Genomic DNA, 26,484 nt, shown 5'->3' on the forward strand with positions numbered 1-26,484 from the left:
AATAGTAAAAAGACAATTAATTTGTAACGAAAGGAATCATTACTCCATGGTTCAATTACAAGATGATGAAAGATTAGATCATTTATTAGCAGAAAACTTACGAATCATTCAAAGCCCTTCCGTCTTTGCATTTTCATTAGATACGGTACTCTTAGCTAAGTTTGTGTATGTACCGATCCAAAAAGGAAATATTATTGACCTATGCACTGGGAACGGGGTTATTCCATTGCTACTTAGTCGCAGGTCAAAAGCACAGATAACGGGAATTGAAATACAAGAGCGTATTTATCATATGGCGAAAAGAAGTATTGAGTATAACCATCTTGAAAGTCAGTTGTCCATTCTCCATGGAGATATTAAAGATATGCCAGACAAGCTTGGTCATGCTAAATACGATGTAGTTACCTGTAACCCACCCTATTTTCCAACACCAAAAGCAGATGAAATAAATAAAAATGAACATTTAGCTATAGCTCGTCACGAGATTCACTGTACATTAGAGGATGTTGTTCGCGTAAGTAGTCATTTGGTGAAACAAGGGGGGAAAGTCGCGTTTGTTCATCGACCAGGTCGATTAATGGATATCCTTACCTTAATGAGAAAATACCGGGTAGAACCAAAACGATTACAGTTTGTGTACCCAAGGCTTGGGAAAGAAGCGAATACGATATTAATAGAGGGAATCAAACATGGAAATGCAGATCTCAAAATTTTACCTCCATTATATGTCTATGATGAAAACAATGAGTACACGAAGGAAGTTAGGAAAATTCTATATGGCGACGAATAAGCATTACTTTTATGTATTGGAATGTAAGGACGGAAGTTATTACGCAGGGTACACAACTGACATCGTACAGCGATTAAAGAAGCATAATGAGGGAAAAGGTGCAAAGTATACAAGGGGAAGGGGTCCGCTTCACTTAGTCCTTTCCCAGGAATTTGAGACGAAGGAAGAAGCAATGCGTGCAGAATATAGATTTAAACAGCTAAAGCGGCCAGAGAAGGAAAGGTTGCTTACAATGGAAAGTGAGGAACAATATGTGGCAGCAAAAAAGCTTTCAACCAAATTATGAATACGGAACATTATATCTCGTTCCAACGCCAATCGGAAATTTAGAGGATATGACATTCCGAGCAATTAAGATATTAAAAGAGTCATCAGTCATCGCGGCGGAAGACACAAGGCAAACCAAGAAGCTTTGTAATTATTTTGAAATCCAAACTCCTGTAATTAGCTATCACGAGCATAACAAACAGGTTAGTGGAGATAAAGTTCTCGCCTATCTACGAGATGGAAAGGACGTTGCTCTTGTGAGTGATGCTGGGATGCCAACTATCTCTGACCCAGGCTATGAGTTAGTGGTGGATGCTATCCAAGAAAAAATGTATGTTGTTCCATTACCAGGGGCTAATGCCGCCTTAACATCCTTAATTGCTTCTGGATTACATACACAGCCTTTTTATTTTTATGGATTTTTGGATAGAAATAAGAAAGAAAAAAGAAAACAGCTTGAGGGCCTCCAACATGTACAAGCAACTTTACTTTTTTATGAAGCTCCACACCGGTTAAAGGAAACACTTCAAATCATGTTAGACGTACTAGGGAATCGAAAAGTGACCGTTTCACGTGAACTAACAAAGAAATTTGAAGAGTTTATCCGTGGTGACCTTGAGGATTTATTAGCATGGACAGAGAAAGATACCATTCGTGGTGAATTTTGTCTGGTAGTTGAGGGAGCATTACATAGTGAGGAAATACCACTAGATATATGGTGGGAAGGTTTGTCAATTGAATCGCACGTAAATCATTATGTAGAAACACAATCACTGACAACGAAAGAAGCAATGAAACAAGTCGCCAAGGATCGTGGTCAGCAAAAGAGGGACATTTATCAAGCCTACCATGGATTATAAACTTTATAAGACGCTAAATTTAGCGTATATCAAACAAAAAAGCTTCTCAAAGATGAGAAGCTTTTTTCGTTATCTATATTATTTAGCACCAGCTAGGTTGGACTGAAGCTCTTGAAGGATTTTTTCAGCGCCTTCACGACTTAGAATGATTTTACCACCAGCAAGTGTGAGATTATCATCTGAGATTTCACCAGTTACCTGGCAAGTCATATTTGGCTTGTATTTCTTTAAAATAATCTTGTCATCGTCAACGTAGATTTCAAGTGCGTCTTTTTCAGCGATGTCTAATGTACGACGAAGCTCAATAGGGATAACAACACGACCTAATTCATCAACCTTACGAACAATACCTGTAGATTTCATTTATTTTTCTCCTCTCAAAGTAATATTTATTTTTCTCTCTCTATCGTCAATTTTCGACAAATTGATTTCTAGATAATAATATCAAGATTTCCAATTAACGTCAATCATTTTTAACTACAATTCTTTTAAATTCTGTATAATAATGGAATGCATTGTCCTATAACAGAGGTGTTTTGACAAGATTAGTAGCCTATAAATCTATTAGATAGGAACCATATAAATTCCCATATTTGAGAGGAGACTCGAAAGATTATTCGACAAATTACTACAAAAGTATGATGCAAGATGTCGAAATGAGTATGGGTATTCGGGAAGAAAGGTCCAATTTATCTCTTCTTTTAGCTGATCATGTTAATTTTCAATTGTTATATTTCTGGTAGTCTAGATTAAAAAGTACATTGGGAATTTTAAACATATAGGGATGGTAGTGTAAACAGAAAATCTAGAGAAGGAATCCTTATCATGTATGACTTTGTCATAGATAGGAGATGCTTGCGCATTTCTCGTGTTTTATGTATATTTTGAAGATATAATAGGAATAGATGTATAGTATTGTCTACCTGATTATGAAGAGGAGGTTCACCAATGACTCAAGAAAATAAAACATTTTATTTAACAACCCCCATCTATTACCCTAGTGGGAAATTACATATTGGACACGCTTATACAACCGTAGCCGCTGATGCTATGGCTCGATATAAAAGATTACGTGGATATGACGTAATGTTTTTAACGGGAACGGATGAACATGGTCAAAAAATCCAACGTTCTGCTGAGGAAAAAGGAGTTTCACCACAAGCATATGTAGACGAAATTGTGGCTGGAATTCAAGAATTATGGCAGAAACTCGAAATCTCTTATGATGATTTTATTCGTACAACCGAAAATCGTCATAAAGAAGTTGTCGAAAAGATTTTTGATCAATTGGTAAAACAAGGTGACATTTATTTAGACCAGTATGAAGGTTGGTATTGTACACCATGTGAATCTTTCTTTACGGAACGACAATTAACTGAAGGTAATTGTCCAGATTGTAACCGTCCGGTTGAAAAAGTGAAAGAGGAATCTTATTTCTTTAAAATGAGTAAATATGTCGATCGCCTCCTTACGTACTACGAGGAGAATCCGGAATTTATCCAGCCAGAGTCTAGAAAAAATGAAATGATTAATAACTTTATTAAACCTGGTCTTGAAGATTTGGCTGTTTCAAGAACGACATTTGATTGGGGAGTAAAAGTCCCTGGTGATCCGAAACACGTTATATATGTTTGGATTGATGCTTTATCAAATTATATTACTGCGTTAGGGTATGGAACGGATAATGATTCGAAGTATCATAAATACTGGCCTGCAGATGTTCACTTAGTAGGAAAAGAAATTGTTCGTTTCCATACAATCTATTGGCCAATCATGCTGATGGCATTGGATTTACCATTACCAAAAAAGGTATTTGCACATGGTTGGTTACTTATGAAGGACGGAAAAATGTCGAAATCGAAGGGGAATGTAGTTGACCCAGTAACATTGATTGATCGCTACGGTCTTGATGCCCTTCGTTATTATCTATTGCGTGAAGTTCCTTTTGGAGCAGATGGTGTATTTACTCCTGAGGGATTTGTCGAAAGAATTAACTTTGATTTAGCAAACGATTTGGGAAATTTGTTAAATCGTACAGTTGCAATGATTCAGCGTTACTTTGATGGTAACATCCCAGCTTATCAAGGAAATAAATCTGAGTATGATACACAGTTAGCAAATGCTGCAGCTGAGACAGTTGCGAAATATGAGGAAGCTATGGAGAAAATGGAATTTTCCGTGGCACTTACCGCATTATGGCAGTTTATTAGCCGTACAAATAAGTATATTGACGAAACAAGTCCATGGGTTGTTGCAAAAGATGAAGCGAAAAAAGATGAACTAGGATCCGTCATGAGTCATTTAGCTGAATCATTACGCTATGCAGCTATTATGCTCCAACCATTCTTAACAAAAACACCATCTAAAGTGTTTGAGCAGCTTGGTATAAATGATAATGCCCTTAAAACATGGGAAAGTCTTGCAGAGTTTGGAATTAAGCAGGAAGGATTACAGGTCACAAAAGGCGATCCAATCTTCCCACGTTTGGAAATTGCAGATGAGGTTGAATATATTAAAAACAAAATGCAGGGTGGAAGTACGGCAAAGGAAGAACCTGTAAAAGAGGTAGAGGAAGTTGAAGAAATCACGATTGATGATTTCATGAAAGTTGAGCTTCGTGTAGCAGAAGTTCTACAAGTAGAACCAGTGAAAAAAGCCGATAAGCTCTTAAAGATTCAGTTAGATTTAGGTTTTGAAAAGCGCCAAGTTGTATCAGGAATTGCCCAATACTATAAACCGGAGGAATTAGTTGGTAAAAAGGTAATTTGTGTAACGAATCTGAAGCCTGTTAAGCTCCGTGGTGAACTATCACAAGGAATGATTTTAGCAGGTTCAGTTGACGGAAAGCTATCAGTTGCAACCATTGATCAAAGCCTTCCTAACGGAGCAAAGGTAAAATAATAAAAGGGACAGAGTAGCTTCTGTCCTTTTTATGTAGAATAAAAGAATAGGTTGTTGTCTACACGCTATTTTTAGAAAAAGGAGTCTTACTAGGATGTTAATTGATACACATGCACACTTAAATGCGATTCAGTATCAAGATGATTTAGAAGAGGTCATCGAGAGAGCACAAAAAGAGGGAGTCACGACCATTGTGGTTGTTGGCTTTGACCGAGAAACTATTACACGGGCAATTGAACTAGCGGAACAATATGAGTTTATCTATGCAACTGTAGGATGGCATCCTGTAGACGCAATCGATATGACAGACGAAGACTTACAATGGATTGAAGAGCTTTGCTCCCACCCAAAAGTTGTAGCGTTAGGAGAAATGGGTCTCGATTACCATTGGGACAAGTCTCCAAAGGATATTCAAAAAGAAGTGTTTCGTAAACAAATTGCATTAGCCAAAAAAGTGAAGCTTCCAATCATTATTCATAATAGAGAGGCCACAGCTGATATTATTGAAATTTTAGAAGAGGAAAATGCAAGGGAAGTAGGAGGCATCATGCATTGCTTTACTGGAAGTGTAGAGGTAGCAAAACAATGTATGGATATGAACTTTTACATATCATTTGGTGGTCCTGTGACCTTTAAAAATGCAAAGAAACCGAAGGAAGTGGCGGTTGAAATTCCACTTGACCGATTGTTAATTGAAACAGACTGCCCATATTTAACTCCGCATCCATTCCGAGGAAAACGTAATGAACCGAGTTATGTGAAGTATGTTGCAGAGCAATTGGCAGAGCTAAAAGGGGTCTCATTTGAGGAAATTGCACAAAAAACAACCGACAATGCGAAAAGATTTTTCGGCATAAAATGATAGCAAATCTTGTCAATTAATACGATAACTTGTCCAACTATAAGTTGGTTAGAAAAAGTTCTACATGTCTCCTTCGTCTCATATATATCTTTGTCGACAACTAAATCTTCCTTTTTTAAATTTCTTCTTGCATAATATTGAATACGGTTAGCAAAAGAAGGGGTGGGGTTGACAGATTTTTATAAACTTAATATAATCCACTGAGAGAAGGAGGCGTTTTTCATTTTACTTCAAAACATGAAAAAACTGTTTTCCGAGCCAAAACACAAAAAGAGATTAATAGTCTCGATTAGTAGTTTTATATTCTTAGCAGCAGCTGGAACTGGATATGCTGCTTATGAAACCACAAAGGATACAGTTACCTTAACATTAAATGGAGAAGAGCAAGTTATAAAGACGCATGCAAACACGGTTGCTGAAGTTTTACAGGACCTAGAGGTTGAAGTCTCGAAGCATGACCAGCTAACTCCTACGATGGATACGGCAATCAAGGACGACATGAAAGTGGTTTGGCAGGAAGCCATCCCTGTTGAAGTTGTAGTAGATAATCAGCCGAAAAAGGTATGGACAACAGAAAAAACTGTAGCAGATCTTTTTATTCGGGAAAAGATTGAGGTTACAGAACATGATAAAATCAATCCAGGTTTAGATACAAAGCTGAAAGAGGATATGAAGGTATCCGTTGATAAGGCATTTCAGCTTACGTTAAATGACGGCGGTACTGAGAAACAGGTTTGGTCAACTTCGACTACTGTCGCTGACTTTTTAAAAGGTCTAGAAGTTACACTAAATGAATTGGATCGAGTAGAACCAGGAATGGAAGAGCAGATTACAGCAAATAGTGTCGTAAATGTTGTACGCGTAGAAAAAGTCACCGATGTAGTGGAAGAATCAATTGCCTTTGCGGTTGTTAAGAAAAAAGACAGCAACATTGATAAAGGCAAAGAAAAAGTTGTAAGTCCTGGTCAAGAAGGTAAAGTTGCGAAGCATTTTGAAGTTGTACTTGAAAACGGAAAAGAAGTCTCTCGCAATCTTATCAAAACGGAAACATTAAAGGAAAGCGAACAAAAGGTCGTTGCTGTAGGTACAAGAGAAATCGTTCAACAGGTTTCACGTGGTACTTCAGATGGTAATGTTTCAAAAGAGTTTTATGTATCTTCTACAGCCTACACTGCTTATTGCAGCGGGTGCTCGGGTTATACAGCAACAGGTATTAATCTTCGAGCTAATCCAAATGTAAAGGTTATTGCAGTTGATCCAAGTGTGATTCCATTAGGTACAAAAGTGTATGTTGAAGGATATGGCTATGCTATAGCTGCTGATAAGGGCACTAATATTAAAGGTAACAAGATTGATGTCTTTTTTGCTGAAAAATCACAAGCTTATCGTTGGGGTCAACGCAAGGTTAAAATACAAATTTTAAATTAACAAGTATGACAGAGGATGTATCCTCTGTTTTTTTATGGTTGAAAGTACATATTGGCTAACTAAGGTATTTGCACTTTTGTTCATTATATTTCTTTTTTGTTATAATTATGTAATATTTGTATCTATATTGTTAGACGAAATAAAACCCAGAAAGGTTTCAATAAAAATGAAAATAAAAGAAATAATTGTTGTGGAAGGAAAAGACGATACCGTTGCAATCAAAAGAGCGGTTGATGCTGACACAATTGAAACAAATGGTTCTGCTGTTAATAAGGAAGTATTAGAAAGAATTAAACTTGCTCATGAGGTTAGAGGTGTTATTGTGTTTACAGACCCAGATTATCCTGGTGAGCGAATACGCAAAATAGTGGCAAATGCCGTTCCAGGATGTAAACATGCCTTTCTGCCCAAAAATGAAGCATTAGCAAAGTCGGGTAAAAAGGTAGGGGTCGAGCATGCTACGCCAGAAGCCATTAGAAGGGCCCTAGAGGAAGTTAAACAGGAGCGAGAGGAATTTCACTCTGAGATTGAATTCGACTCGTTAGTGGATGCAGGATTGATTGGTGGAAGCAAGTCCAAGGAGCGAAGAGAAAAACTAGGTGTCCTATTGAAAATTGGGTATACTAATGGAAAACAACTATATAAACGTCTACAAATGTTTCAGATTACGAAGGAGGCATTTGAACAAGCCGTCGAAAAAGTGTTACAGGGGGAAAGGCATTGTGAGTAAGGATATAGCCACACCACTAAGAACCCGAGCGATTTTAGAAAAACATGGTTTTTCATTTAAAAAGAGCTTAGGACAGAACTTTTTAATAGATACGAATATTCTTCATCGAATTATTGACCATGCAGAGATAACAGATGAAATGGGAGCAATTGAAATTGGTCCAGGAATTGGAGCATTAACGGAACAGCTTGCTAAGAGAGCTAAGCGGGTCGTAGCATTTGAAATAGATGGTCGTCTGCTTCCTATTTTAGATGACACCTTATCTCCGTATTCAAATGTTGATATTATCCATGAGGATGTTCTTAAGGCAGATGTACGAGCTGTTATACAAGACAAAATGCAGGATATTGATGATATTATGGTCGTGGCCAATCTCCCTTATTATGTGACGACTCCAATTATTATGAAGCTGTTAACAGAAGATCTTCCTCTAAGAGGGATTGTTGTCATGCTTCAAAAAGAGGTGGCAGATCGCATAGCAGCAGAGCCAGGGACGAAAGAATATGGATCTTTATCGATTGCTATTCAATATTATACAACAGCTGAGACAGTCATGACGGTGCCAAGAACCGTATTTGTTCCTCAGCCTAATGTTGATTCCGCAGTAATCCGCTTGTTAAAGCGAAGTGAACCTGCAGTAAAAGTACAGAATGAGTCCTTCTTTTTTGAGGTTGTTCGTGCTTCTTTTGGACAGAGAAGAAAAACAATCTTAAATAACCTAACATCCCATTTACCTAATGGAAAGGCACGTAAAGAGACAATAGAAGGCTGTTTAGCAGACTCTGATATTGATCCAAGACGCCGTGGAGAAACATTATCCATTGAGGAGTTTGGAAGATTAAGCGATGCACTATATCACTCTTTCCAGTAAAGTTTCTAAGCTCTTCTTTAGAGTGATAAAAGTCTGAGATTATAACGATATCCATGATGTTGAAATGATATGTATGACAAAAGGCCTACAACAGTAGGTCTTTTTTTAATCCTTTATCGTGTTAACGGTGTATTGCTGTTTCTTTCATCTTCTTTCTCCTCACCACTTATAGAGATACTGCATAGGCTAACAAGTAGGCATCTCAAAAGCGGAAATAACCTCAAAGTTGGAGTTGGTGAGGATGAGTATAAAGGTAGGCGATATTGTCGCTCGTAAGTCATATAATTTTGATTTATTGTTCAAGGTTATAGAAATCACACAAGATCAGATTGTTTATTTATATGGAGAAGATGTTAGGTTGATTGCGGATGCACCATACACTGATTTATTCCTTATCGATGAACGTGAAAGACAAAAGAGGCAGCATAGTGAACGAGAGAAAGTTGATCAATCTTATCGACTTTTTCGACAAGATTATCAACTAGTAAGAGAAAAAAATGAATATCATGCAACAGGTGGATATACAAATAATGCGGAATACTTTCAAATTCCAGGGAGGGTATTACACATTGATGGTGACCCAAACTATTTAAAAAAATGCATGGATCTGTATGAGAAGATTGGTGTCCCAGTGTATGGAGTTCACTGCCACGAAAAAGAAATGCCAGAGAAAATAGATGAATTACTTGAAAGGTACAGGCCAGACATACTTGTCATAACTGGGCATGATGCTTATTCAAAGTCAAAGGGGAAAATTACAGAGCTTAAAGCATATCGTCATTCACGTCACTTTGCTCAAACTGTTCGTCAGGCCAGAAAAAAGGTCCCTCATTTAGATCAACTAGTTATTTTTGCGGGAGCATGTCAATCTCATTTTGAATCATTGATTCGTGCAGGGGCTAATTATGCAAGCTCCCCATCAAGGGTAAATATCCATGCACTAGACCCTGTCTATATCGTGGCAAAGATAAGTTTCACACCATTTGATGAAAGAGTGAATGTATGGGACGTATTACGTAATACCTTAACAGGTGAAAAAGGTCTTGGAGGCATTGAAACAAAGGGTATATTACGAACAGGAATGCCGTTTCAAGTTCATTTAGATGAAGACGAAAAAGGGGATCACTAACGGAAGTCCGTTAGGGTCCTTTTGGTATTTTATTGCATGAAAAGTATCATGAAAACGTGGATAAGTAAAGAAAAGATGAATTATATACATATTAGCCAAAATTTAGAACATACTATTTGTTGTGCAGTGAGAAATTTGTAGGAAAAAATACGTTGACAAGTATTTTGTATCATTGTTATAATTTTAGTTTTATTTGACGTTTTATTGTTTTTTTGGTATACTTAAAATAGTGAGGTGGAGTGAAATGGGAAAAACTTTGCTTGATATTAAAAGGTCCCTAGATACAAATCTAGGTAAGCGGCTCACATTAAAAGCTAATGGTGGTCGTAGAAAGACAATTGAACGTTCAGGAGTGTTAGCAGAAACATATCCTTCTGTATTTGTGATTGAATTAGACCAGGATGAAAATTCCTTTGAGCGAGTTTCATACAGCTATGCTGATATTCTTACCGAAACCGTTCAATTAACCTTCTTTGATGAAACAACTGGGAAAGTAGCGATAAGTGGGCAGTAGACAACTTTGTTTGCTGCTTTTTTATTTTGCCTAAAAACGTGTGGTTTTGTTATACATTTTCAGTTGTAGTTTTTTAAAATAAAAAAGTATAATTTCCTTATGGATTGTAAACAATGGTTGAAGTTAAACTCCCGGTTGTTGTATATGATATAACAAGGAAAAGCATATCCTGTGGCTACGTCTTTGTGACCCACATCGAGTAGGCCCAAAATTTGTTACTATAATGAACCTTTCTTATTCAAATACTAAGATTGTCGTAGATGGAAAGGGGTTGTGGTTATTGGGAAGACGTAGAGGTATCATGTCTGACGCATTTAAAGAAGAGCTAGCAAAAGAACTAGGGTTTTACGATACCGTTAAAAACGAGGGTTGGGGTGCCATTCGATCACGTGATGCAGGAAATATGGTAAAGCGTGCTATTCAAATGGGACAACAACAACTTGCCAATAGAAGAGAAAATCAGTAACTGTTTCTTTACTACGACGCCGAAGCATATTTGCTTCGGCTTTCTTTATATAGACAAGCATCTGGAACACAAATAAGGGGCAATGCAAAAAACACCAAGGACTTTTACCCTATACTGTTTTACACTTCCAGGTTTGTGGTACAATGTCAATATTGAATTTACGTTTAAAGCAGGTGTTTTCATGAAATTATTAGTTAAGGCCCCGGCAAAAATTAACCTGGCCCTCGATGTGTTACATAAACGCCAGGATGGCTATCATGAGGTACGGATGATCATGACGACCATTGATTTGTCGGACAGGCTTGAGTTATTTGACTATGCGGGGGATGAAATAAAGGTTATCTCTCATAATCGTTTTGTACCAGATGACAGCCGTAATTTAGCTTATCAAGCTGCAAGTTTACTCAAGAAAAGGTACGGTGTAAAAAGAGGCGTCGTCATCTCAATTACAAAATCAATCCCCGTAGCAGCCGGTCTAGCTGGAGGTAGCAGTGATGCAGCAGCGACCTTAAGGGGGCTAAACAAATTTTGGGAATTAGGGCTTAGTTTGGATGAATTGGCTTCTCTCGGTGCAGAAATAGGGTCAGATGTATCCTTTTGTGTATATGGCGGTACCGCTCTTGCTACTGGTAGAGGAGAAATCATAACGGAACTGCCGGCTCCGCCTCATTGCTGGATCATACTAGCGAAACCAACCATTGGCGTGTCAACAGCAGATGTATATCGAAACTTATCTATTGATCAGATTACTCATCCGGATGTCGATGGGATGATTGATGCTATAGGGAATAAGGATTTTGAAGGAATCTGTAGTCGTGTCGGCAATGTTCTAGAGGATGTAACGTTAAAACTACACCCTGAGGTAGCTCATATAAAGGATCAAATGAAGCGTTTCGGTGCAGATGCCGTTTTAATGAGTGGAAGTGGACCTACCGTTTTTGGACTCGTTCAAAGAGAATCAAGAATGCAACGAATATATAATGGATTACGGGGTTTTTGTGACCAGGTTTATGCAGTACGATTACTTGGTGAGCGGAATACAGTTGAATAAATACGTATATTAGTGTTATATTAACTGTAAAACATTCGGTTTTTGGAGGCGTGCTATGAAATTTAGACGGAGTAGTAGACTTGTTGATATGACGAATCACTTGCTTTTACACCCACAGCACCTCGTATCTCTTTCTTATTTTGCTGAAAAATATGATTCCGCTAAATCATCTATAAGTGAAGATTTAGCTATAATTAAACAAACATTTGAGCAACAGGGAATTGGATCCTTAGTTACTGTGGCAGGCGCTGCCGGCGGAGTGAAATTTATTCCAATGGTTAAGGAAGAGGATGCAAGCGAGGTTGTCAGGGAGCTTTGCAAGGTAATTGCGAATCCAGACCGGCTTCTACCGGGAGGATATTTATATTTAACTGATATTCTTGGGGATCCAAGAATTGTGAACAAGATAGGGAAGATATTTGCTTCTATCTATTCGAACCATGAAATAGATGTTGTCATGACAGTTGCGACGAAGGGTATACCATTAGCGTATGCTGTTGCTTCTTATCTAGATGTCCCAGTAGTAATCGTGCGCCATGGTAATCGGGTTACAGAAGGTTCAACTGTTAGTATCAATTATGTATCAGGTTCAACTAAACGGATACAAACGATGGTCTTGGCAAAGAGAAGCCTAAAGGAAGGATCTAATGTCCTAATCATTGATGATTTTATGAAAGCTGGCGGTACTGTAAATGGTATGGTGAGTATTCTAGAAGAGTTCAATGCCAATGTAAAGGGAATTGGGGTCCTCGTTGAATCTGAAGGAGTCGAAGAGCGCCTTGTAGATGAATACATATCCTTAGTTAAGCTTACAGAAGTTGATGTGAAAGAAAAACAAATTAAGGTTGCTGTTGGTAATTATTTATCACATTTGCGTGAAGTCGAAATCGAGGATGAGATGGGGGAAGAAGAATGAAAGAGGTACAGACAAATCTTGCACCACAAGCAATTGGACCATATTCGCAAGGTATCGTTGTAAATAATATGTTTTTCAGTTCTGGTCAAATTCCTTTAACACCTAATGGTGATTTAATCGGTGGCGGTATTAAAGAACAAACAACTCAAGTATTTAAAAACTTGCAAGCTGTTTTATCAGCAGCTGGAGCATCATTGCAAACCGTTGTGAAAGCAACTGTATTCATTAAAAATATGGATGACTTTGCAGAGTTAAATGAAGTGTACGGTGAGTTCTTTGCTGAACACAAACCTGCTCGATCAACGGTAGAAGTTGCAAGACTGCCTAAGGATGTATTAGTTGAGATTGAGGTAATTGCGCTCGTAAAATAATAGGTATGATTATTTAGGATGTAGGACCTCAGCTATTCGTAGTGGGGTCTTATTCTTATTATCGTTATAAAAAGTACTAAGATTTCAAGAGTATTTCACCTGTTCACAAAAAAGTATGAATCTTTTTAAAAAATTATTTAATATTTAGCAGGAGATTGCGATTTTTCGTTGAATTGAATAACTACTAAGTTTTTATTACTTTAAAGGTGGTGAACAGAATGGAAGTGACAGACGTAAGATTACGCCGCGTTAGTACTGAAGGTAGAATGAGAGCGATTGCATCAATTACGCTAGACCATGAATTTGTTGTTCATGATATCCGTGTAATCGATGGTAATAATGGTTTGTTTGTTGCAATGCCAAGTAAACGCACACCAGATGGTGAGTTTCGTGACATCGCTCATCCAATTAACTCAGGTACTCGTGGAAAAATCCAAGACGCAGTACTAGCTGAGTATCACCGTTTAGGTGAGCTAGAGGTTGAGTTTGAAGAAGCGGGAGCATCATAAATAAATGTATAAATCAAAGGGCCTACTTGTATAATAGGCTCTTTTTTCATGCCTCAACTTCCCCAAAATATAAGTCCCCGATGGAATAGTTTTGTTAGTTTCCTTGAAAATGGTCTTTTTTTAAGATATATTCAAAATGGATAATAAGGTTAAATTTATTCAGCATAAGTACCCGATCCATAAGAATTGGGATGTATGCTAGGAATACTATATAATCCGGTTGGGCTCGAATCCAACTGAATAAAGGTAAAGCCTTAGGATAACTTTCGGTTTTTGATAAAAAGTGTAAGACATCGAATGCTATTCGCAGTGGCAGGGTCTTTCTAAACAAAATTGAAAGTAGTCCATCAAGGTGAATCTGATTTGGAGGCTTGGAAATGACAAATCGATATGGCGTAATTTTAGCTGCAGGACAAGGAACTCGTATGAAATCTAAACTCTATAAAGTTTTACATCCTGTATGCGGAAAACCAATGGTTCAGCATGTAGTGGATCAACTTTCAACACTCTCTCTGCAAAAGCTTGTTACTGTTGTTGGTCATGGTGCGGAAAAAGTTAAATCGCAAATTGGAGATAAAAGTGAATATGCCCTTCAGGAAGAGCAGTTAGGAACTGCACATGCTGTCATGCAGACAACTTCCCAATTAGCAAATGAAAAAGGAGTAACCCTAGTCGTTTGTGGTGATACTCCACTTATCACTGCAGAAACAATGGAAGCATTGATTGCCCAGCATGAAGGTGTAGGGGCTAAAGCAACAATTCTTACAGCTGTAGCAGATGAGCCAACTGGATATGGAAGAATTGTTCGTAATAGCCAAGGACATGTGGAACGCATTGTTGAACATAAGGATGCAACAGAAGAAGAACGTTCTATTACTGAAATTAATACAGGTACATATTGTTTCGATAATGAAGCATTATTTGAAACTCTCTCGCTTGTTTCAAATGATAATGTACAGGGGGAATACTACCTTCCAGATGTGATCGAGATTCTAAAAAATAAAGGTGAGATTGTATCTGCGTTCCAAACAACTTCTTTTGAGGAAACACTTGGGGTTAATGACCGGGTTGCTTTATCACAAGCAGAAAAACTAATGAAGCAGAGAATCAATAGGCAACATATGGTGAATGGGGTTACAATTATTGATCCTGAAAACACGTATATTTCGCCAGATGCAAAGATTGGACCTGATACAGTACTACACCCAGGGACTGTCCTAATGGGAGAAGTGGAAATTGGTGCGGACTGTGAAATTGGCCCCCATACAGAAATCAAAAACTGCAAAATTGGGGAAAGAACTGTAATTCGACACTCAGTTGCGCATGATAGTAATATTGGTAACGATGTAGCGGTAGGTCCGTTCGCTCATATTCGACCTGCAACCGAAATAAGTGATGAAGTGAAAATAGGCAACTTCGTAGAATTGAAGAAAGCTTCGTTTGGAAAAGGTAGTAAAGCATCGCATCTAAGTTATATCGGCGATGCAGAAGTTGGTTCAGATGTAAATATCGGGTGTGGCTCTATTACAGTGAACTATGACGGAAAAAATAAATTCCTTACAAAAATTGAAGATGGTGCATTTATTGGTTGTAATTCCAATCTTGTTGCACCAGTTACAGTAGGAAAAGGGGCATATGTGGCTGCAGGCTCTACAATTACAAATGAGGTTCCCACTAATGCTCTTTCAATTGCAAGAGCCCGACAAGTGAATAAAGAAAATTATGTAGAACGACTTAATCAAAAGAATAATTCCTAATGGAGGTCAATAGATAATGTCTAATCAATACCGTGATAAAAGTTTAAAGGTCTTTTCGTTAAACGCGAATGCACCTTTGGCTGAGGAAATAGCAAAGTCTGTTGGTGTCGAGCTTGGTAAGTGCTCTGTAACACGCTTTAGCGATGGAGAAATTCAAATTAACATTGAAGAGAGTATCCGTGGATGCGACGTATATGTGATTCAATCAACGAGTGCTCCTGTTAATGAGCATATCATGGAAGTATTGATTATGATTGATGCTCTTAGACGTGCCTCCGCAAAAACAATTAATATTGTTATGCCATACTATGGATATGCACGACAGGATCGTAAGGCACGTGCTCGTGAACCAATTACAGCCAAGCTAATTGCTAACCTACTCGAAACAGCGGGGGCAGACCGTCTTATCACTTTAGACCTTCATGCACCACAAATTCAGGGCTTCTTTGATATCTTAATTGACCATTTAATGGGAGTACCGATTTTATCTGAGTACTTTAAAAACAAGAATCTAGAGGATATTGTCATTGTTTCTCCTGATCATGGGGGAGTGACTCGTACACGGAAAATGGCAGATCGTCTTAAGGCTCCTATCGCTATTATTGACAAACGTCGCCCTCGTCCGAATGTGGCGGAGGTTATGAATATAGTGGGGAACATTGAGGGGAAAACAGCTATTTTGATTGATGATATCATTGATACGGCTGGCACGATTACATTAGCAGCGAATGCTCTTATGGAAAATGGTGCAGCTGAGGTATATGCTTGTTGTACCCATCCTGTACTCTCAGGTCCAGCGATTGAAAGAATTCAGAATTCGAAAATTAAAGAACTAGTTGTAACCAATACTATTCTTTTACCAGAAGAGAAAAAGATCGATAAGATCAAGGAACTTTCTGTAGCTCCACTTATTGGAGAAGCTATTATTCGCGTTCATGAACAACAATCTGTTAGTACACTCTTTGATTAAAAGATAAACGACAGTTTCTTAAAAGTGAAAGGTCCACTAGAGGCCTCCACGTCCTGTTGTAAGGCGGACGTCAGCACGGCGAGAAGCTTTGTACTTAAGCCAGACATTAGCCATTCTTTTTAAAAAGCAGGTTTAGACAGCCATTTTTAGGGGAAATTTAGTAGTATGAGACTAACTATTCCAAGGATGGTGTATAAAAATGTCTGCAGTTTTAGAAGCGACAGATCGAGTAAAAGATAAACAATCAACTATACGAAAAATTAGACAAGCCGGAAATATTCCAGCGGTACTAAATGGACCTGAATTAAGTAAGCCTATTTACGTCAGTAGTGCGGATTTCCTAAAAACAATTCGAGTAACTGGTCGTAATGGGATTATCAAACTGGCACTCGATAATGAACAACACTCTGTCATGTTACAGGAAGTGCAAACAGATCCAATTAAAAGTGAAATTATCCATGCTGATTTCCATATCGTAAATATGTCAACTGAAGTTACTGTGGATGTAAATATCAATTTGGTAGGGGAGGCTATTGGTGTTAAGGATGGTGGGGTACTTCAACAGTCAATCCATCTGATATCAATAACTGCCCTTCCATCAGATATTCCGCAGACAATTGATGTTGATGTTTCACAGCTTGAAGTTGGGCAGGTTATTACGCTTGAAGATATTAATACTCAAGGTAAATACACAATAAACCAAGATACTTCACAGGTAGTCGCATCTGTTCTTCCTCCTAGACAGGAAGAAGAGATTAGTACTGGTGAAGAGCAAGAACCAGGTGAGCCTGAAAACCTAGAAGGCAGAGAAACAAATGAGGCAAAAGAGTAAACGTAGTAAAATAGGTTGGACGTAACCAGTTTGGTTACGTCCTTTTGTCCTAGCCTGCTCCGGTGCCTAGCCATACTAGAGGTAATAAGCCAATTCAATGTATGTAGGTAAGAGGACTCCTCCTATCTACATATTGTTTTGTGTTTATAGGCTGAGCGAGTCGTTTATTGATAGAATAAGTGAGGGATTGTAAAACATGAAGTTAATCGTAGGGTTGGGAAATCCAGGTAGGCAGTATGAAGATACAAGACATAATGTAGGTTTTAAAGTGATCGATGAGCTTTCAATAAGATTACAAATATCATTAGATAAAGCAAAATTTAATGGAGTGTTTGGTCAAGGTTTGGTTCGTGGGGAAAAGGTTCTACTTTTAAAACCTCTTACATATATGAACTTATCGGGAGAAAGTATCAGGCCCATCATGGATTATTATGATATTGTAGTAGATGATATACTTGTTGTATATGATGAACTTGATCTTCCTGTTGGTAGAATAAGGCTTAGGGAGAAAGGAAGTGCTGGTGGACATAATGGGATGAAATCCATAATCCAACACATCGGCACTCAAGAATTTAAACGAATTCGAATCGGAATAGACCGCCCGAAAAACGGAATGAAAATTACCGATTATGTACTTGGGCGTTTCCAAGAGGAAGAATCGCTAGGTATCAAAGAGGCAATCCAACGATCAGCAGACGCGGCTGAACAATGGGTAACAACACCATTTTTACAGGTGATGAATGAGTTCAATTCAAAATAATCAATACTAAGCTGTGAATAAAGATTCCCATCGCTGTTTATACTAGAGATGTAATCTACGGTATGTAAACTCGCGAGGAGGGTTTTTATGTCACTACACTACCATTGCCGACATTGCGGTGTTAAGGTTGGTAGCATTGATAACCTATCTCTACATAGTGAAAGTCTAGGGTTTCATCAATTAACTGATCAAGAGCGACAAGAGATGATTTCATACGAATCAAATGGTGATATCCAGGTAAAGACCATATGTGAAGATTGTCAGGAAGCGCTACAGCGGAATCCTGAGTTACATCAATATGAGTCATTTATCCAATAAGAGGATGTTCAAAAAGTCCGGTGAAAATAACACTTCGAATTTCTGCGTTGGCTTGCTTTTCCGTTCCTCACGTATTAATTACATACGTTCCGGTACTCACAGCTTCGCCGCCTTGAACTTCTTGGTTCTTTTCATCCTCCTTTTTGAACAAGCACAATAAGAGGAAAAGCTTTGGCCTATAAACCAAAGCATTTTTCTATTTATGTAAAACGGGAATTTAAATAATTAAGAGATCTTATGAAAATAGTGAAATACTTCATAAACTATCTTTTACAGGTATTCATATAATAATTACAAACAAAGGGTTAGAACAACTCGAGAGGGGGGTTTTTAGTTGCTACAGGGATTACAACACTACGTTGGAAACAATGACGAGTTAAAATCAATCATTAATGGAATAGATGGGGGACTGCGCGAACAGTTAATAGCTGGTTTATCAGGGTCAGCTCGTACTGTGGTTGCAGCAGCTCTATATAGACAGACAAACAGACCGATATTAGTCGTTACTCATAATTTGTACCAAGCACAGAAAATCTATGAGGACTTAAATGGCCTTTTACAGGAAGATGAAGTGTTTCTTTACCCAGTAAATGAATTAATAGCTTCCGAAATAGGTATTGCCAGTCCTGAACTTAAGGCACAAAGAATTGAAGCGCTTAATTATTGGAGTCATCAATCAAAAGGAGTTATTGTTGCACCGATAGCAGGATTAAAAAGGCTTCTTCCACCTAAGCAATTATGGGGTGATAGTCAGCTTATCTTTGCAGTTGGTGACGATATTGAGGTAGATAAAACATTAGAAAAATTAGTCTTGATGGGGTATGAACGAGTATCAATGGTATCAGCACCGGGCGAATATAGTGTAAGGGGTGGAATTCTTGATATCTATCCGTTAACAGAGGAATATCCGGTACGTATTGAGCTTTTTGATACAGAGATAGATTCCATTCGAACGTTTACATTAGAGGATCAACGCTCTCACGGAAAGATCAACACGATATCAATTGGTCCTGCAACGGAGATATTAACAACACCTGAACAACTGTCTAAAGGATCAAGTGCAATCGAGGCTGGTCTTGCCAAAAGCTTAAAAAAGATTAAGGATGAAAAAACGAAGGAACTACTACTGGAGAATATTTCATATGAAGTAGAGCAACTAAAAAATGGTCAAGTGCTTCAGCAAATGTTTAAATACTTGTCACTTATTTATGATCAGCCTGCTAGTTTACTAGACTATGTTCCTGAAAACGGGCTAATTCTATTAGATGAAATTAGTAGGATTCAGGAAATGGCAGATAGTCTGGACAAAGAGGAAGCTGATTGGGTTACAAGCCTCCTAGCACAAGGGGAGATTATCCACGGGCTTACCCTATCACATCAATTTGCAAAGCTTCTTCAAAATGCAAATAACCCGATGATTTATCTTTCGCTTTTCTTACGACATGTGCCATATACAAGCCCACAAAACATCTTAAATATGTCTTGTAAACAAATGCAAAATTTTCATGGGCAAATGCATGTACTAAAGGCAGAACTTGAGAGATGGCAAAAAGGAAACTACTCTGTAATCTTTCTAGGATCAAATGAGGAGCGGGTGAAAAAACTTCAACAGGTTCTTGCGGATTATGATGTTAATGCAATGACGAGTATAAGCGATAGTGAGATTTCACTAGGAAAACCACAAATCGTACTTGGTGATTTACAAGACGGATTCGAATTGCCTCTACAACGAATTGCCGTCATTACAGAGGAAGAGCTTTTTAAGAAGAAAATGCAAAAAACAAAACGAAAGCAAAAGCTTTCCAATGCTGAGCGTATTAAAAGCTACTCTGAATTACAAGTTGGAGATCACGTTGTACATGTAAATCATGGGATTGGAAAATACCTAGGAATTGAAACCCTTGAAATCAATGGTATTCATAAAGATTATTTGCATATTCGCTACCAGGGAGATGACAAGCTTTATGTTCCGGTCGACCAAATCGAGTTAGTACAAAAGTTTGTGGGATCTGAGGGGAAAGAACCAAAAATCTACAAACTGGGTGGAAGTGACTGGAAGAAGGTTAAGAAAAAAGTAGAGTCATCCGTTCAAGATATTGCAGATGACCTCATTAAGTTATATGCGGAACGTGAGGCAAGCAAGGGTTATGCCTTTTCTCCAGATGGAGAAATGCAAAGAGAATTTGAGGCAATGTTTGCTTACCAAGAGACAGATGACCAATTAAGATCTATTCATGAAATCAAAAAAGATATGGAACGTGAACGCCCCATGGATCGTCTGCTTTGCGGTGATGTTGGGTATGGAAAAACAGAGGTGGCCATTCGTGCTGCGTTCAAAGCAATCATGGATGGAAAACAGGTTGCATTTTTAGTACCAACTACCATACTAGCTCAACAGCACTATGAAACGATTCGCGAGAGATTCCAGGACTTCCCGATCTCAATTGGTCTGCTTAGTCGTTTCCGCTCTAAGAAACAGCAAACTGAAGTGATTAAAGGACTAAATGCAGGAACGGTTGATATCGTCGTTGGAACACATCGTTTGCTATCAAAAGAAATCGCATATAAGGATCTAGGACTTTTAATTATCGATGAAGAACAGCGTTTTGGGGTTACACATAAGGAAAAAATTAAAAAGCTAAAAGCAAATATTGATGTTCTAACTCTCACAGCGACACCAATTCCAAGAACATTGCACATGTCCATGCTAGGCGTTCGGGACTTGTCAGTTATTGAAACACCACCTGAAAATCGGTTCCCTGTTCAAACATATGTAGTTGAATATAATGGTGAACTGATAAGAGAAGCAATTGAACGTGAGATGGCAAGGGACGGGCAAGTATACTTTTTATATAATCGTGTTGAAGATATTGAGAGGAAAGCAGAAGAGATTTCCATGCTGGTTCCAGATGCTAGAATTGCCTTTGCACATGGAAGAATGTCAGAAAATGAGCTTGAAGCGGTCATACTAAATTTCCTTGACGGCCAATATGATGTTCTTGTTACAACTACCATTATTGAAACGGGCGTTGACATTCCTAATGTAAATACATTGATTGTTCAAGATGCTGACCGTATGGGTCTTTCGCAACTTTATCAACTAAGAGGGCGTGTGGGCCGTTCAAATCGAGTAGCATATGCGTATTTCACCTACCGTAAGGATAAGGTGCTTAATGAGGTCGCAGAGAAAAGACTACAGGCGATTAAGGAATTTACAGAGCTTGGCTCAGGATTTAAAATTGCAATGCGCGATTTGTCTATTAGAGGTGCAGGAAATATTCTTGGGGCACAACAGCACGGATTCATTGACTCAGTTGGATTTGACCTTTATTCGCAAATGTTGAAAGAGGCTATTGAGGAACGTAGAGGAGATGTAAGTGCAGTCAAAAAGACAAATGTCGAAATTGATGTTGAAGTTGATGCGTATATTCCTGACTCGTATATTTCAGATGGTCGTCAAAAAATAGATATGTATAAGCGTTTTAGAGGAATATCAACAATGGAAGATGTTAATGAACTTCAAGAGGAAATGGTTGATCGTTTTGGAGAATATCCAGAAGAAGTGGAGTACCTATTCCATATCTCAAAAATAAAGGTGCATGCATTAGCAGAAGACGTTATTTCTATAAAGCAATCTAAACAAGGTGTCACCATTCTTCTATCCGAAGAGGCTAGCAGCCAGATTGATGGACAAAAGATCTTTAAATTAGGTAATTCATTTGGTCGGATGATAAGCCTAGGGATGGAAGGTAGCAAATTAAAAATTGTAGTTCAGACTAAGGGAATGGAAGCGAATAAATGGCTGGCTATCATTCACGATATGGTGAAGGGCCTACAAGATGTAAAAAAAGAAAATGCAAGTGTTGTTTAAATCATAGTGGGTTCTCCTGCCTTTTGCTGAGTGAAAACTCCGATGAATAGAACTAAAGAATGATGGGCCTATAGTTCTGAAGTATGGTTATTTTTTCCTCCCTAGAAAAAACACTTTCATCGTGAATAGAACTTTGTTGGTGTAAGATACTAAACTCAACAACAAATGGTGATTTATTCAAATCCAGTCAAATTGTACATCAAGTGGATGTTCAAAAGGAGGGTGAAAAGGACCAAGAAGTTCGAGGCGGCGCAGCTTTGAGTACCGGAGCGTATGCAGTTAATACGTGAGGAACGGAAAAGCAAGCCAACGAAGAAATTCGATGTGTCATTTTTACCGGACTTTTTGAACACTCCCATCAATCACCACTATTCTTTAATCATCAGATGAAAGTGAGGCATCATAAGAATGAAGGCAACTGGAATTGTTCGTCGAATTGATGATTTAGGTCGAGTAGTAATCCCTAAAGAAATACGCAGAACACTACGCATTAGAGAGGGAGACCCATTAGAAATTTTTGTTGACCGAGATGGGGAAGTAATCTTAAAGAAATATTCTCCTATAAGTGAATTAAGCGATTTTGCGAAGGAATATGCGGAGGCACTTTTTGATAGCTTAGGACACCAGATTCTAATTTGTGACCGTGATCAATTTATAGCGGTTGCAGGAGGGTCTAAAAAAGAATACTTAAACAAGAACATTAGTGAAATGATAGAAAAATCAATGGAAGATAGAACTTCTATCTTAGAAACAGAAGAGCGTCAGGCATCAATTGTAGAAGGCAATGAGGAAACTATCTCATCCTACACGATTGGCCCGATTATTGCAAATGGGGATCCAATCGGAGCGGTTGTCATTTTATCAAAAGAAAAAACACTTGGCGAAGTAGAACAAAAGGCAGTTGAAACGGCCGCTGGATTCCTAGCTCGACAAATGGAGCAATAAAACAAGATGGTCAAGAAAAAGGCAGCTATTTAGCTGCCTTTTTCTTCTGTTAAAGGGTTTCCTTTGGTAATAATAAGAGTCTCACTTCATTCTTCATCATCCGAGGAGGAAGTGTGTTATAATACACTGGAAATTTAAAGTTTTCAGTAGGGCTGGAAACTTTTGATAAAGACTAGAACGCCACATCCTGTGGCAACGTCTTTGTGCCCCACCTTGTGTAGGCCTAAAAAATCTGGGCGCGAATACGCCAAGGTGTATTTATTTTAGGGAAGGAGATGGGCGATGAACGTCCAATCCGAAGAACGTTCAAAACGAATATGGGAAGGCGCATTTGTGCTTACCCTTGCAGGACTTATTACAAAAATACTAAGTGCCGGCTACCGAATCCCCTATCAAAATATAGCAGGGGATGTCGGATTTTACATATATCAACAGGCTTATCCGATTTATGGAATTGTTCTAGTGTTTTCTACGTATGGATTTCCGGTTATTATCTCAAAGATGTTAGCTGAAAAATTGGAACAGAATGATTATGCCTCAGTTGGGAAAATTGTGTATACAACTTTACTTACGCTACTCGTCATGGGAGTAACCATCTTTAGCTTTTTATATTGGGGCGCTAGTATAGTTGCAGGCTGGATGGGTGACAAAGAACTTGCTAACCTTATACGTGTCATCGCCTTTTCGTTTCTATTATTACCTTTTATCTCTGTATTCCGTGGTTTTTTCCAAGGGCATAAAAATATGGTACCAACTGCTGTTTCTCAGGTAACGGAGCAATTTATTAGAGTTGTCACGATCTTAGTTGCATCATTCATTCTGTTGGATGTAGGGTATGGTGCGTATGAGGCTGGTGCTGGGGCTATCTTTGGCTCAGTTACAGGCGGATTTGCAGCAATCTCCATTCTGATGTTCTTTTTACTAAAAGGGAGAAAGCCCTATAAGGAATTTTTGTTCAGAAGGGCTACCATAAAGACAACAGAAATTATAAAAATCCTTTTAACGCAAGGAATGACCATTTGTATTAGTGCTCTCTTGCTTATCCTTTTTCAGCTGGTCGATTCTTTCACTGTATATTCGATGTTAGTATCAGGAGGAATGGATGAACTGACAGCTAAACAAGCAAAGGGAATTTATGATCGAGGACAACCGTTACTTCAACTCGGGACAATTGTTGCAACATCTTTAGCTTTATCCCTTGTTCCCTTAATCGCAAGTGCAAAAGCTAGAAATGACATCCCATTTATTTCAAAGAAGGTCGAGTTAACGTTCCGTTTAAGTGTTGTGGTTGGTCTCGGGGCAGCTGTCGGGCTTGCATGTGTTCTACAGCCTACAAATATTATGCTCTTTCGAAATGATATGGGGACAAATGTGTTAATCATCATTGGTTTTTCTATTTTTTTTACTACCCTCTCGCAGACCATTACAGCTATTTTACAAGGATTAGGACATTCCTTCCTACCGGCTCTTGTAGTTTTAGCTGGAATGCTATTAAAATGGGTATTAAACGTTTTATTAATCCCAGATTATAAAACGTTTGGAGCGGCTATTTCAACATTCGTTGCCTTTGGAGTTATAACGGTGTTACATATCTCAATTGTAAAACGGAAGCTACCAGGTACCCTACGAAACTGGGGATTTATGTACCCGATTATGTTCGCTGCAATCGCAATGATAGTCGTTATTCTTTGTTATACGTTTGCGTTGCACTTTGTCTTTCCGAATGCTAATCGTTTACTTGCAAGCGTTGAAGCACTATCATCGGTTTTACTTGGAGGTTTAACATATTTATTTTTTATCATACGAGGACGCGTGTTTTCTGAGGATGAACTCTCTGTTATCCCAATGGGGACAAAAGGGAATTCTCTAATCAGGTTACTTAAAGGGGGAAGGAAATCATGAAACACACCATCACTGTTGTAGGACTAGGTGCAGGTGACTTGTCACAGCTTCCACTTGGTATCTATCGAAGACTTACATCAACTGAACATTTGTTTCTTCGCACAAAGGAGCATCCGGTTATTAAAGAATTAGAGGACGAAGGTATTGCCTATCAATCCTTTGATGAAATCTATGAAAAACATGATCAGTTTGAATCCGTATATGAAGAAATTGTCGGGATTCTTAAAAAGGAAGCAACCACAAAGGATATCGTATTTGCCGTACCAGGACATCCAATGGTTGCTGAGAAGACGGTGCAGCTTTTACTCAATGAGGCGGATAATCTACAGGTGAACATTGAAGGTGGTCAAAGCTTTATTGACCCTCTACTGGCATCTTTAAAAATTGATCCAATTGAAGGCTTTCAATTTTTAGATGCTCTTTCCCTTGAAAAAGATGAATTACAGCTATCACAGCACATCATAATCTGTCAGGTATATGATCAATATATAGCCTCTAATGTAAAGTTAACCTTAATGGAACAGCTTCCAGATGAATATGAAGTATATATTGTAACAGCAGCTGGAAGTAGAAGCGAACGTATAGTTAAAGTCCCTCTCTATGAATTAGATCGAGGGATTGAAGTGAACAACCTGACAAGTGTCTATGTCCCACCAGTAAAGGATGAGCAGCTTCTTTACCATGACTTCCGCACCTTTACACGTATTATTGCGGCTTTACGTGGACCTGGAGGATGCCCGTGGGATCAAAAGCAGACCCATGAATCCTTAAAAAAGTATTTGTTAGAAGAAGCCTATGAAGTGCTAGAGGCTATTGACAATCAAGATGATGAACATATGGCAGAGGAACTAGGAGATGTTCTCCTCCAAATTGTTCTACACGCGCAAATTGGTGAAGAGGAAGGAATGTTTACAATCCAGGATGTTATTCGCGGTATATCTGAGAAGATGATTCGTAGACATCCACATGTCTTTGGAACTGTAACAGCAGATACTGCTGAAGAGGTTGTCACCAATTGGGAGCAGATTAAGAGATTGGAAAAAGGTAATAGTGAAGATGATGTATCGATCTTAGATGGTGTAACAAAAGGATTACCAGGCCTTATGAAAGCTGTTCAATACCAAAAAAAGGCCGCGAAGGTTGGATTTGATTGGGAAACGGTAGAACCCATGTGGGAAAAAGTATTTGAAGAAGTAAATGAATACAAAGAGGCAGTAGCACTTGGAAAAGAAAAGATGGAGACCATTCAAGAGTTTGGTGATATTCTATTTGCCCTAACAAATATTGCAAGGTTTTATCAAATTGACCCTGAGGAAGCTATAACGATGACCAATCAGAAGTTTGCTAGACGATTTCGTTTTATGGAAGGTGAACTAAAGAAACAAGGTATGCAGATGGAAGAACTTACACTTACAGAATTAGATGAGGTTTGGGAGAAAGCAAAAAGGCAAGGTTTATAAAAGT

25 protein-coding genes are annotated in these 26,484 nt (G+C 38.3%); 24 read left to right on the forward strand and 1 reads right to left on the reverse strand.

Features of this window, described 5'->3' with window-relative positions:
* Positions 1–46 precede the first annotated feature (46 nt).
* The 3 genes from ACWNMY_RS11300 to rsmI are packed head-to-tail and all read left to right on the forward strand — an operon-like array spanning position 47 to position 1,917.
* Positions 47–790, forward strand: coding sequence for a tRNA1(Val) (adenine(37)-N6)-methyltransferase (locus ACWNMY_RS11300; protein ID WP_449538313.1), 744 nt, complete (start codon positions 47–49; stop codon positions 788–790).
* The gene (locus tag ACWNMY_RS11305; protein ID WP_449538314.1) at positions 777–1,076 is read left to right on the forward strand and encodes a GIY-YIG nuclease family protein; all 300 of its coding nucleotides are present in this window, start codon (positions 777–779) and stop codon (positions 1,074–1,076) included. The genes ACWNMY_RS11300 and ACWNMY_RS11305 overlap by 14 nt, the downstream gene beginning before the upstream one ends.
* Positions 1,042–1,917, forward strand: coding sequence for a 16S rRNA (cytidine(1402)-2'-O)-methyltransferase (gene rsmI, locus ACWNMY_RS11310; RefSeq protein WP_449538315.1), 876 nt, complete (start codon positions 1,042–1,044; stop codon positions 1,915–1,917). Before ACWNMY_RS11305 ends, rsmI begins: the two co-directional genes overlap by 35 nt.
* Positions 1,918–1,995: 78 nt before the next feature.
* On the opposite strand, the gene ACWNMY_RS11315 is transcribed toward rsmI, so the two are convergent.
* On the reverse strand, positions 1,996–2,280 hold the full coding sequence (locus tag ACWNMY_RS11315) for an AbrB/MazE/SpoVT family DNA-binding domain-containing protein (protein WP_449538316.1): 285 nt from the start codon (positions 2,278–2,280) through the stop codon (positions 1,996–1,998).
* Positions 2,281–2,865: 585 nt separating this feature from the next.
* On the opposite strand from ACWNMY_RS11315, the gene metG reads away from it, so the two are divergent.
* The 21 genes from metG to yabN all read left to right on the forward strand — a co-directional run bounded on the left by metG (position 2,866) and on the right by yabN (position 26,480).
* Entirely contained in the window at positions 2,866–4,818 is a 1,953-nt protein-coding gene (metG, locus tag ACWNMY_RS11320) for a methionine--tRNA ligase (protein ID WP_449538317.1), read from the forward strand.
* Between the two features lie 94 nt (positions 4,819–4,912).
* Entirely contained in the window at positions 4,913–5,680 is a 768-nt protein-coding gene (locus ACWNMY_RS11325) for a TatD family hydrolase (RefSeq protein WP_449538318.1), read from the forward strand.
* A 237-nt stretch (positions 5,681–5,917) separates the two neighbouring features.
* Entirely contained in the window at positions 5,918–7,108 is a 1,191-nt protein-coding gene (locus ACWNMY_RS11330) for a ubiquitin-like domain-containing protein (protein WP_449538319.1), read from the forward strand.
* 166 nt (positions 7,109–7,274) lie between these two features.
* Positions 7,275–7,838, forward strand: a complete 564-nt coding sequence (gene rnmV, locus ACWNMY_RS11335; protein WP_449538320.1) for a ribonuclease M5 — start codon at positions 7,275–7,277, stop codon at positions 7,836–7,838.
* Positions 7,831–8,709, forward strand: a complete 879-nt coding sequence (gene rsmA, locus ACWNMY_RS11340; RefSeq protein WP_449538321.1) for a 16S rRNA (adenine(1518)-N(6)/adenine(1519)-N(6))-dimethyltransferase RsmA — start codon at positions 7,831–7,833, stop codon at positions 8,707–8,709. Before rnmV ends, rsmA begins: the two co-directional genes overlap by 8 nt.
* Before the next feature lie 241 nt (positions 8,710–8,950).
* Complete coding sequence (gene yabG / locus ACWNMY_RS11345; RefSeq protein WP_449538322.1) at positions 8,951–9,838, forward strand: sporulation peptidase YabG; 888 nt, start codon at positions 8,951–8,953, stop codon at positions 9,836–9,838.
* A 244-nt stretch (positions 9,839–10,082) separates the two neighbouring features.
* A complete protein-coding gene (gene veg, locus ACWNMY_RS11350; RefSeq protein WP_449538323.1) occupies positions 10,083–10,352 on the forward strand; it encodes a biofilm formation stimulator Veg in 270 nt (89 codons plus the stop codon).
* Between the two features lie 280 nt (positions 10,353–10,632).
* Positions 10,633–10,818 (forward strand): small, acid-soluble spore protein, alpha/beta type, encoded by a 186-nt coding sequence (locus ACWNMY_RS11355; protein WP_449538324.1) that lies wholly within the window; start codon positions 10,633–10,635, stop codon positions 10,816–10,818.
* A gap of 181 nt (positions 10,819–10,999) precedes the next feature.
* Positions 11,000–11,869 carry a 4-(cytidine 5'-diphospho)-2-C-methyl-D-erythritol kinase gene (gene ispE / locus ACWNMY_RS11360; RefSeq protein ID WP_449538325.1) on the forward strand — a complete coding sequence of 290 codons (870 nt, stop codon included), beginning with the start codon at positions 11,000–11,002 and terminating at the stop codon, positions 11,867–11,869.
* Between the two features lie 55 nt (positions 11,870–11,924).
* Positions 11,925–12,785 (forward strand): pur operon repressor, encoded by an 861-nt coding sequence (gene purR / locus ACWNMY_RS11365; RefSeq protein WP_449538326.1) that lies wholly within the window; start codon positions 11,925–11,927, stop codon positions 12,783–12,785.
* The gene (locus ACWNMY_RS11370; RefSeq protein ID WP_449538327.1) at positions 12,782–13,156 is read left to right on the forward strand and encodes a RidA family protein; all 375 of its coding nucleotides are present in this window, start codon (positions 12,782–12,784) and stop codon (positions 13,154–13,156) included. Before purR ends, ACWNMY_RS11370 begins: the two co-directional genes overlap by 4 nt.
* A 218-nt stretch (positions 13,157–13,374) precedes the next feature.
* Entirely contained in the window at positions 13,375–13,665 is a 291-nt protein-coding gene (gene spoVG / locus ACWNMY_RS11375; protein ID WP_193470921.1) for a septation regulator SpoVG, read from the forward strand.
* Positions 13,666–14,042: 377 nt separating this feature from the next.
* Entirely contained in the window at positions 14,043–15,422 is a 1,380-nt protein-coding gene (gene glmU, locus ACWNMY_RS11380) for a bifunctional UDP-N-acetylglucosamine diphosphorylase/glucosamine-1-phosphate N-acetyltransferase GlmU (RefSeq protein ID WP_449538328.1), read from the forward strand.
* A 16-nt stretch (positions 15,423–15,438) separates the two neighbouring features.
* Positions 15,439–16,392 (forward strand): ribose-phosphate diphosphokinase, encoded by a 954-nt coding sequence (locus ACWNMY_RS11385; protein WP_449538329.1) that lies wholly within the window; start codon positions 15,439–15,441, stop codon positions 16,390–16,392.
* Between the two features lie 199 nt (positions 16,393–16,591).
* Positions 16,592–17,224, forward strand: a complete 633-nt coding sequence (locus tag ACWNMY_RS11390; RefSeq protein ID WP_449538330.1) for a 50S ribosomal protein L25/general stress protein Ctc — start codon at positions 16,592–16,594, stop codon at positions 17,222–17,224.
* 196 nt (positions 17,225–17,420) lie between these two features.
* On the forward strand, positions 17,421–17,984 hold the full coding sequence (gene pth, locus ACWNMY_RS11395) for an aminoacyl-tRNA hydrolase (protein WP_449538331.1): 564 nt from the start codon (positions 17,421–17,423) through the stop codon (positions 17,982–17,984).
* Between the two features lie 87 nt (positions 17,985–18,071).
* Positions 18,072–18,302 carry an anti-sigma-F factor Fin family protein gene (locus ACWNMY_RS11400; RefSeq protein ID WP_449538332.1) on the forward strand — a complete coding sequence of 77 codons (231 nt, stop codon included), beginning with the start codon at positions 18,072–18,074 and terminating at the stop codon, positions 18,300–18,302.
* Positions 18,303–18,636: 334 nt separating this feature from the next.
* On the forward strand, positions 18,637–22,173 hold the full coding sequence (mfd, locus tag ACWNMY_RS11405; protein WP_449538333.1) for a transcription-repair coupling factor: 3,537 nt from the start codon (positions 18,637–18,639) through the stop codon (positions 22,171–22,173).
* Positions 22,174–22,581: 408 nt separating this feature from the next.
* On the forward strand, positions 22,582–23,118 hold the full coding sequence (gene spoVT / locus ACWNMY_RS11410; protein WP_449538334.1) for a stage V sporulation protein T: 537 nt from the start codon (positions 22,582–22,584) through the stop codon (positions 23,116–23,118).
* A 282-nt stretch (positions 23,119–23,400) separates the two neighbouring features.
* The gene (locus ACWNMY_RS11415) at positions 23,401–25,020 is read left to right on the forward strand and encodes a putative polysaccharide biosynthesis protein (RefSeq protein ID WP_449538335.1); all 1,620 of its coding nucleotides are present in this window, start codon (positions 23,401–23,403) and stop codon (positions 25,018–25,020) included.
* Positions 25,017–26,480, forward strand: coding sequence for a bifunctional methyltransferase/pyrophosphohydrolase YabN (yabN, locus tag ACWNMY_RS11420; RefSeq protein ID WP_449538336.1), 1,464 nt, complete (start codon positions 25,017–25,019; stop codon positions 26,478–26,480). Before ACWNMY_RS11415 ends, yabN begins: the two co-directional genes overlap by 4 nt.
* The last annotated feature ends 4 nt before the right edge of the window (positions 26,481–26,484 follow it).

This window comes from Ferdinandcohnia sp. Marseille-Q9671, assembly GCF_976954385.1.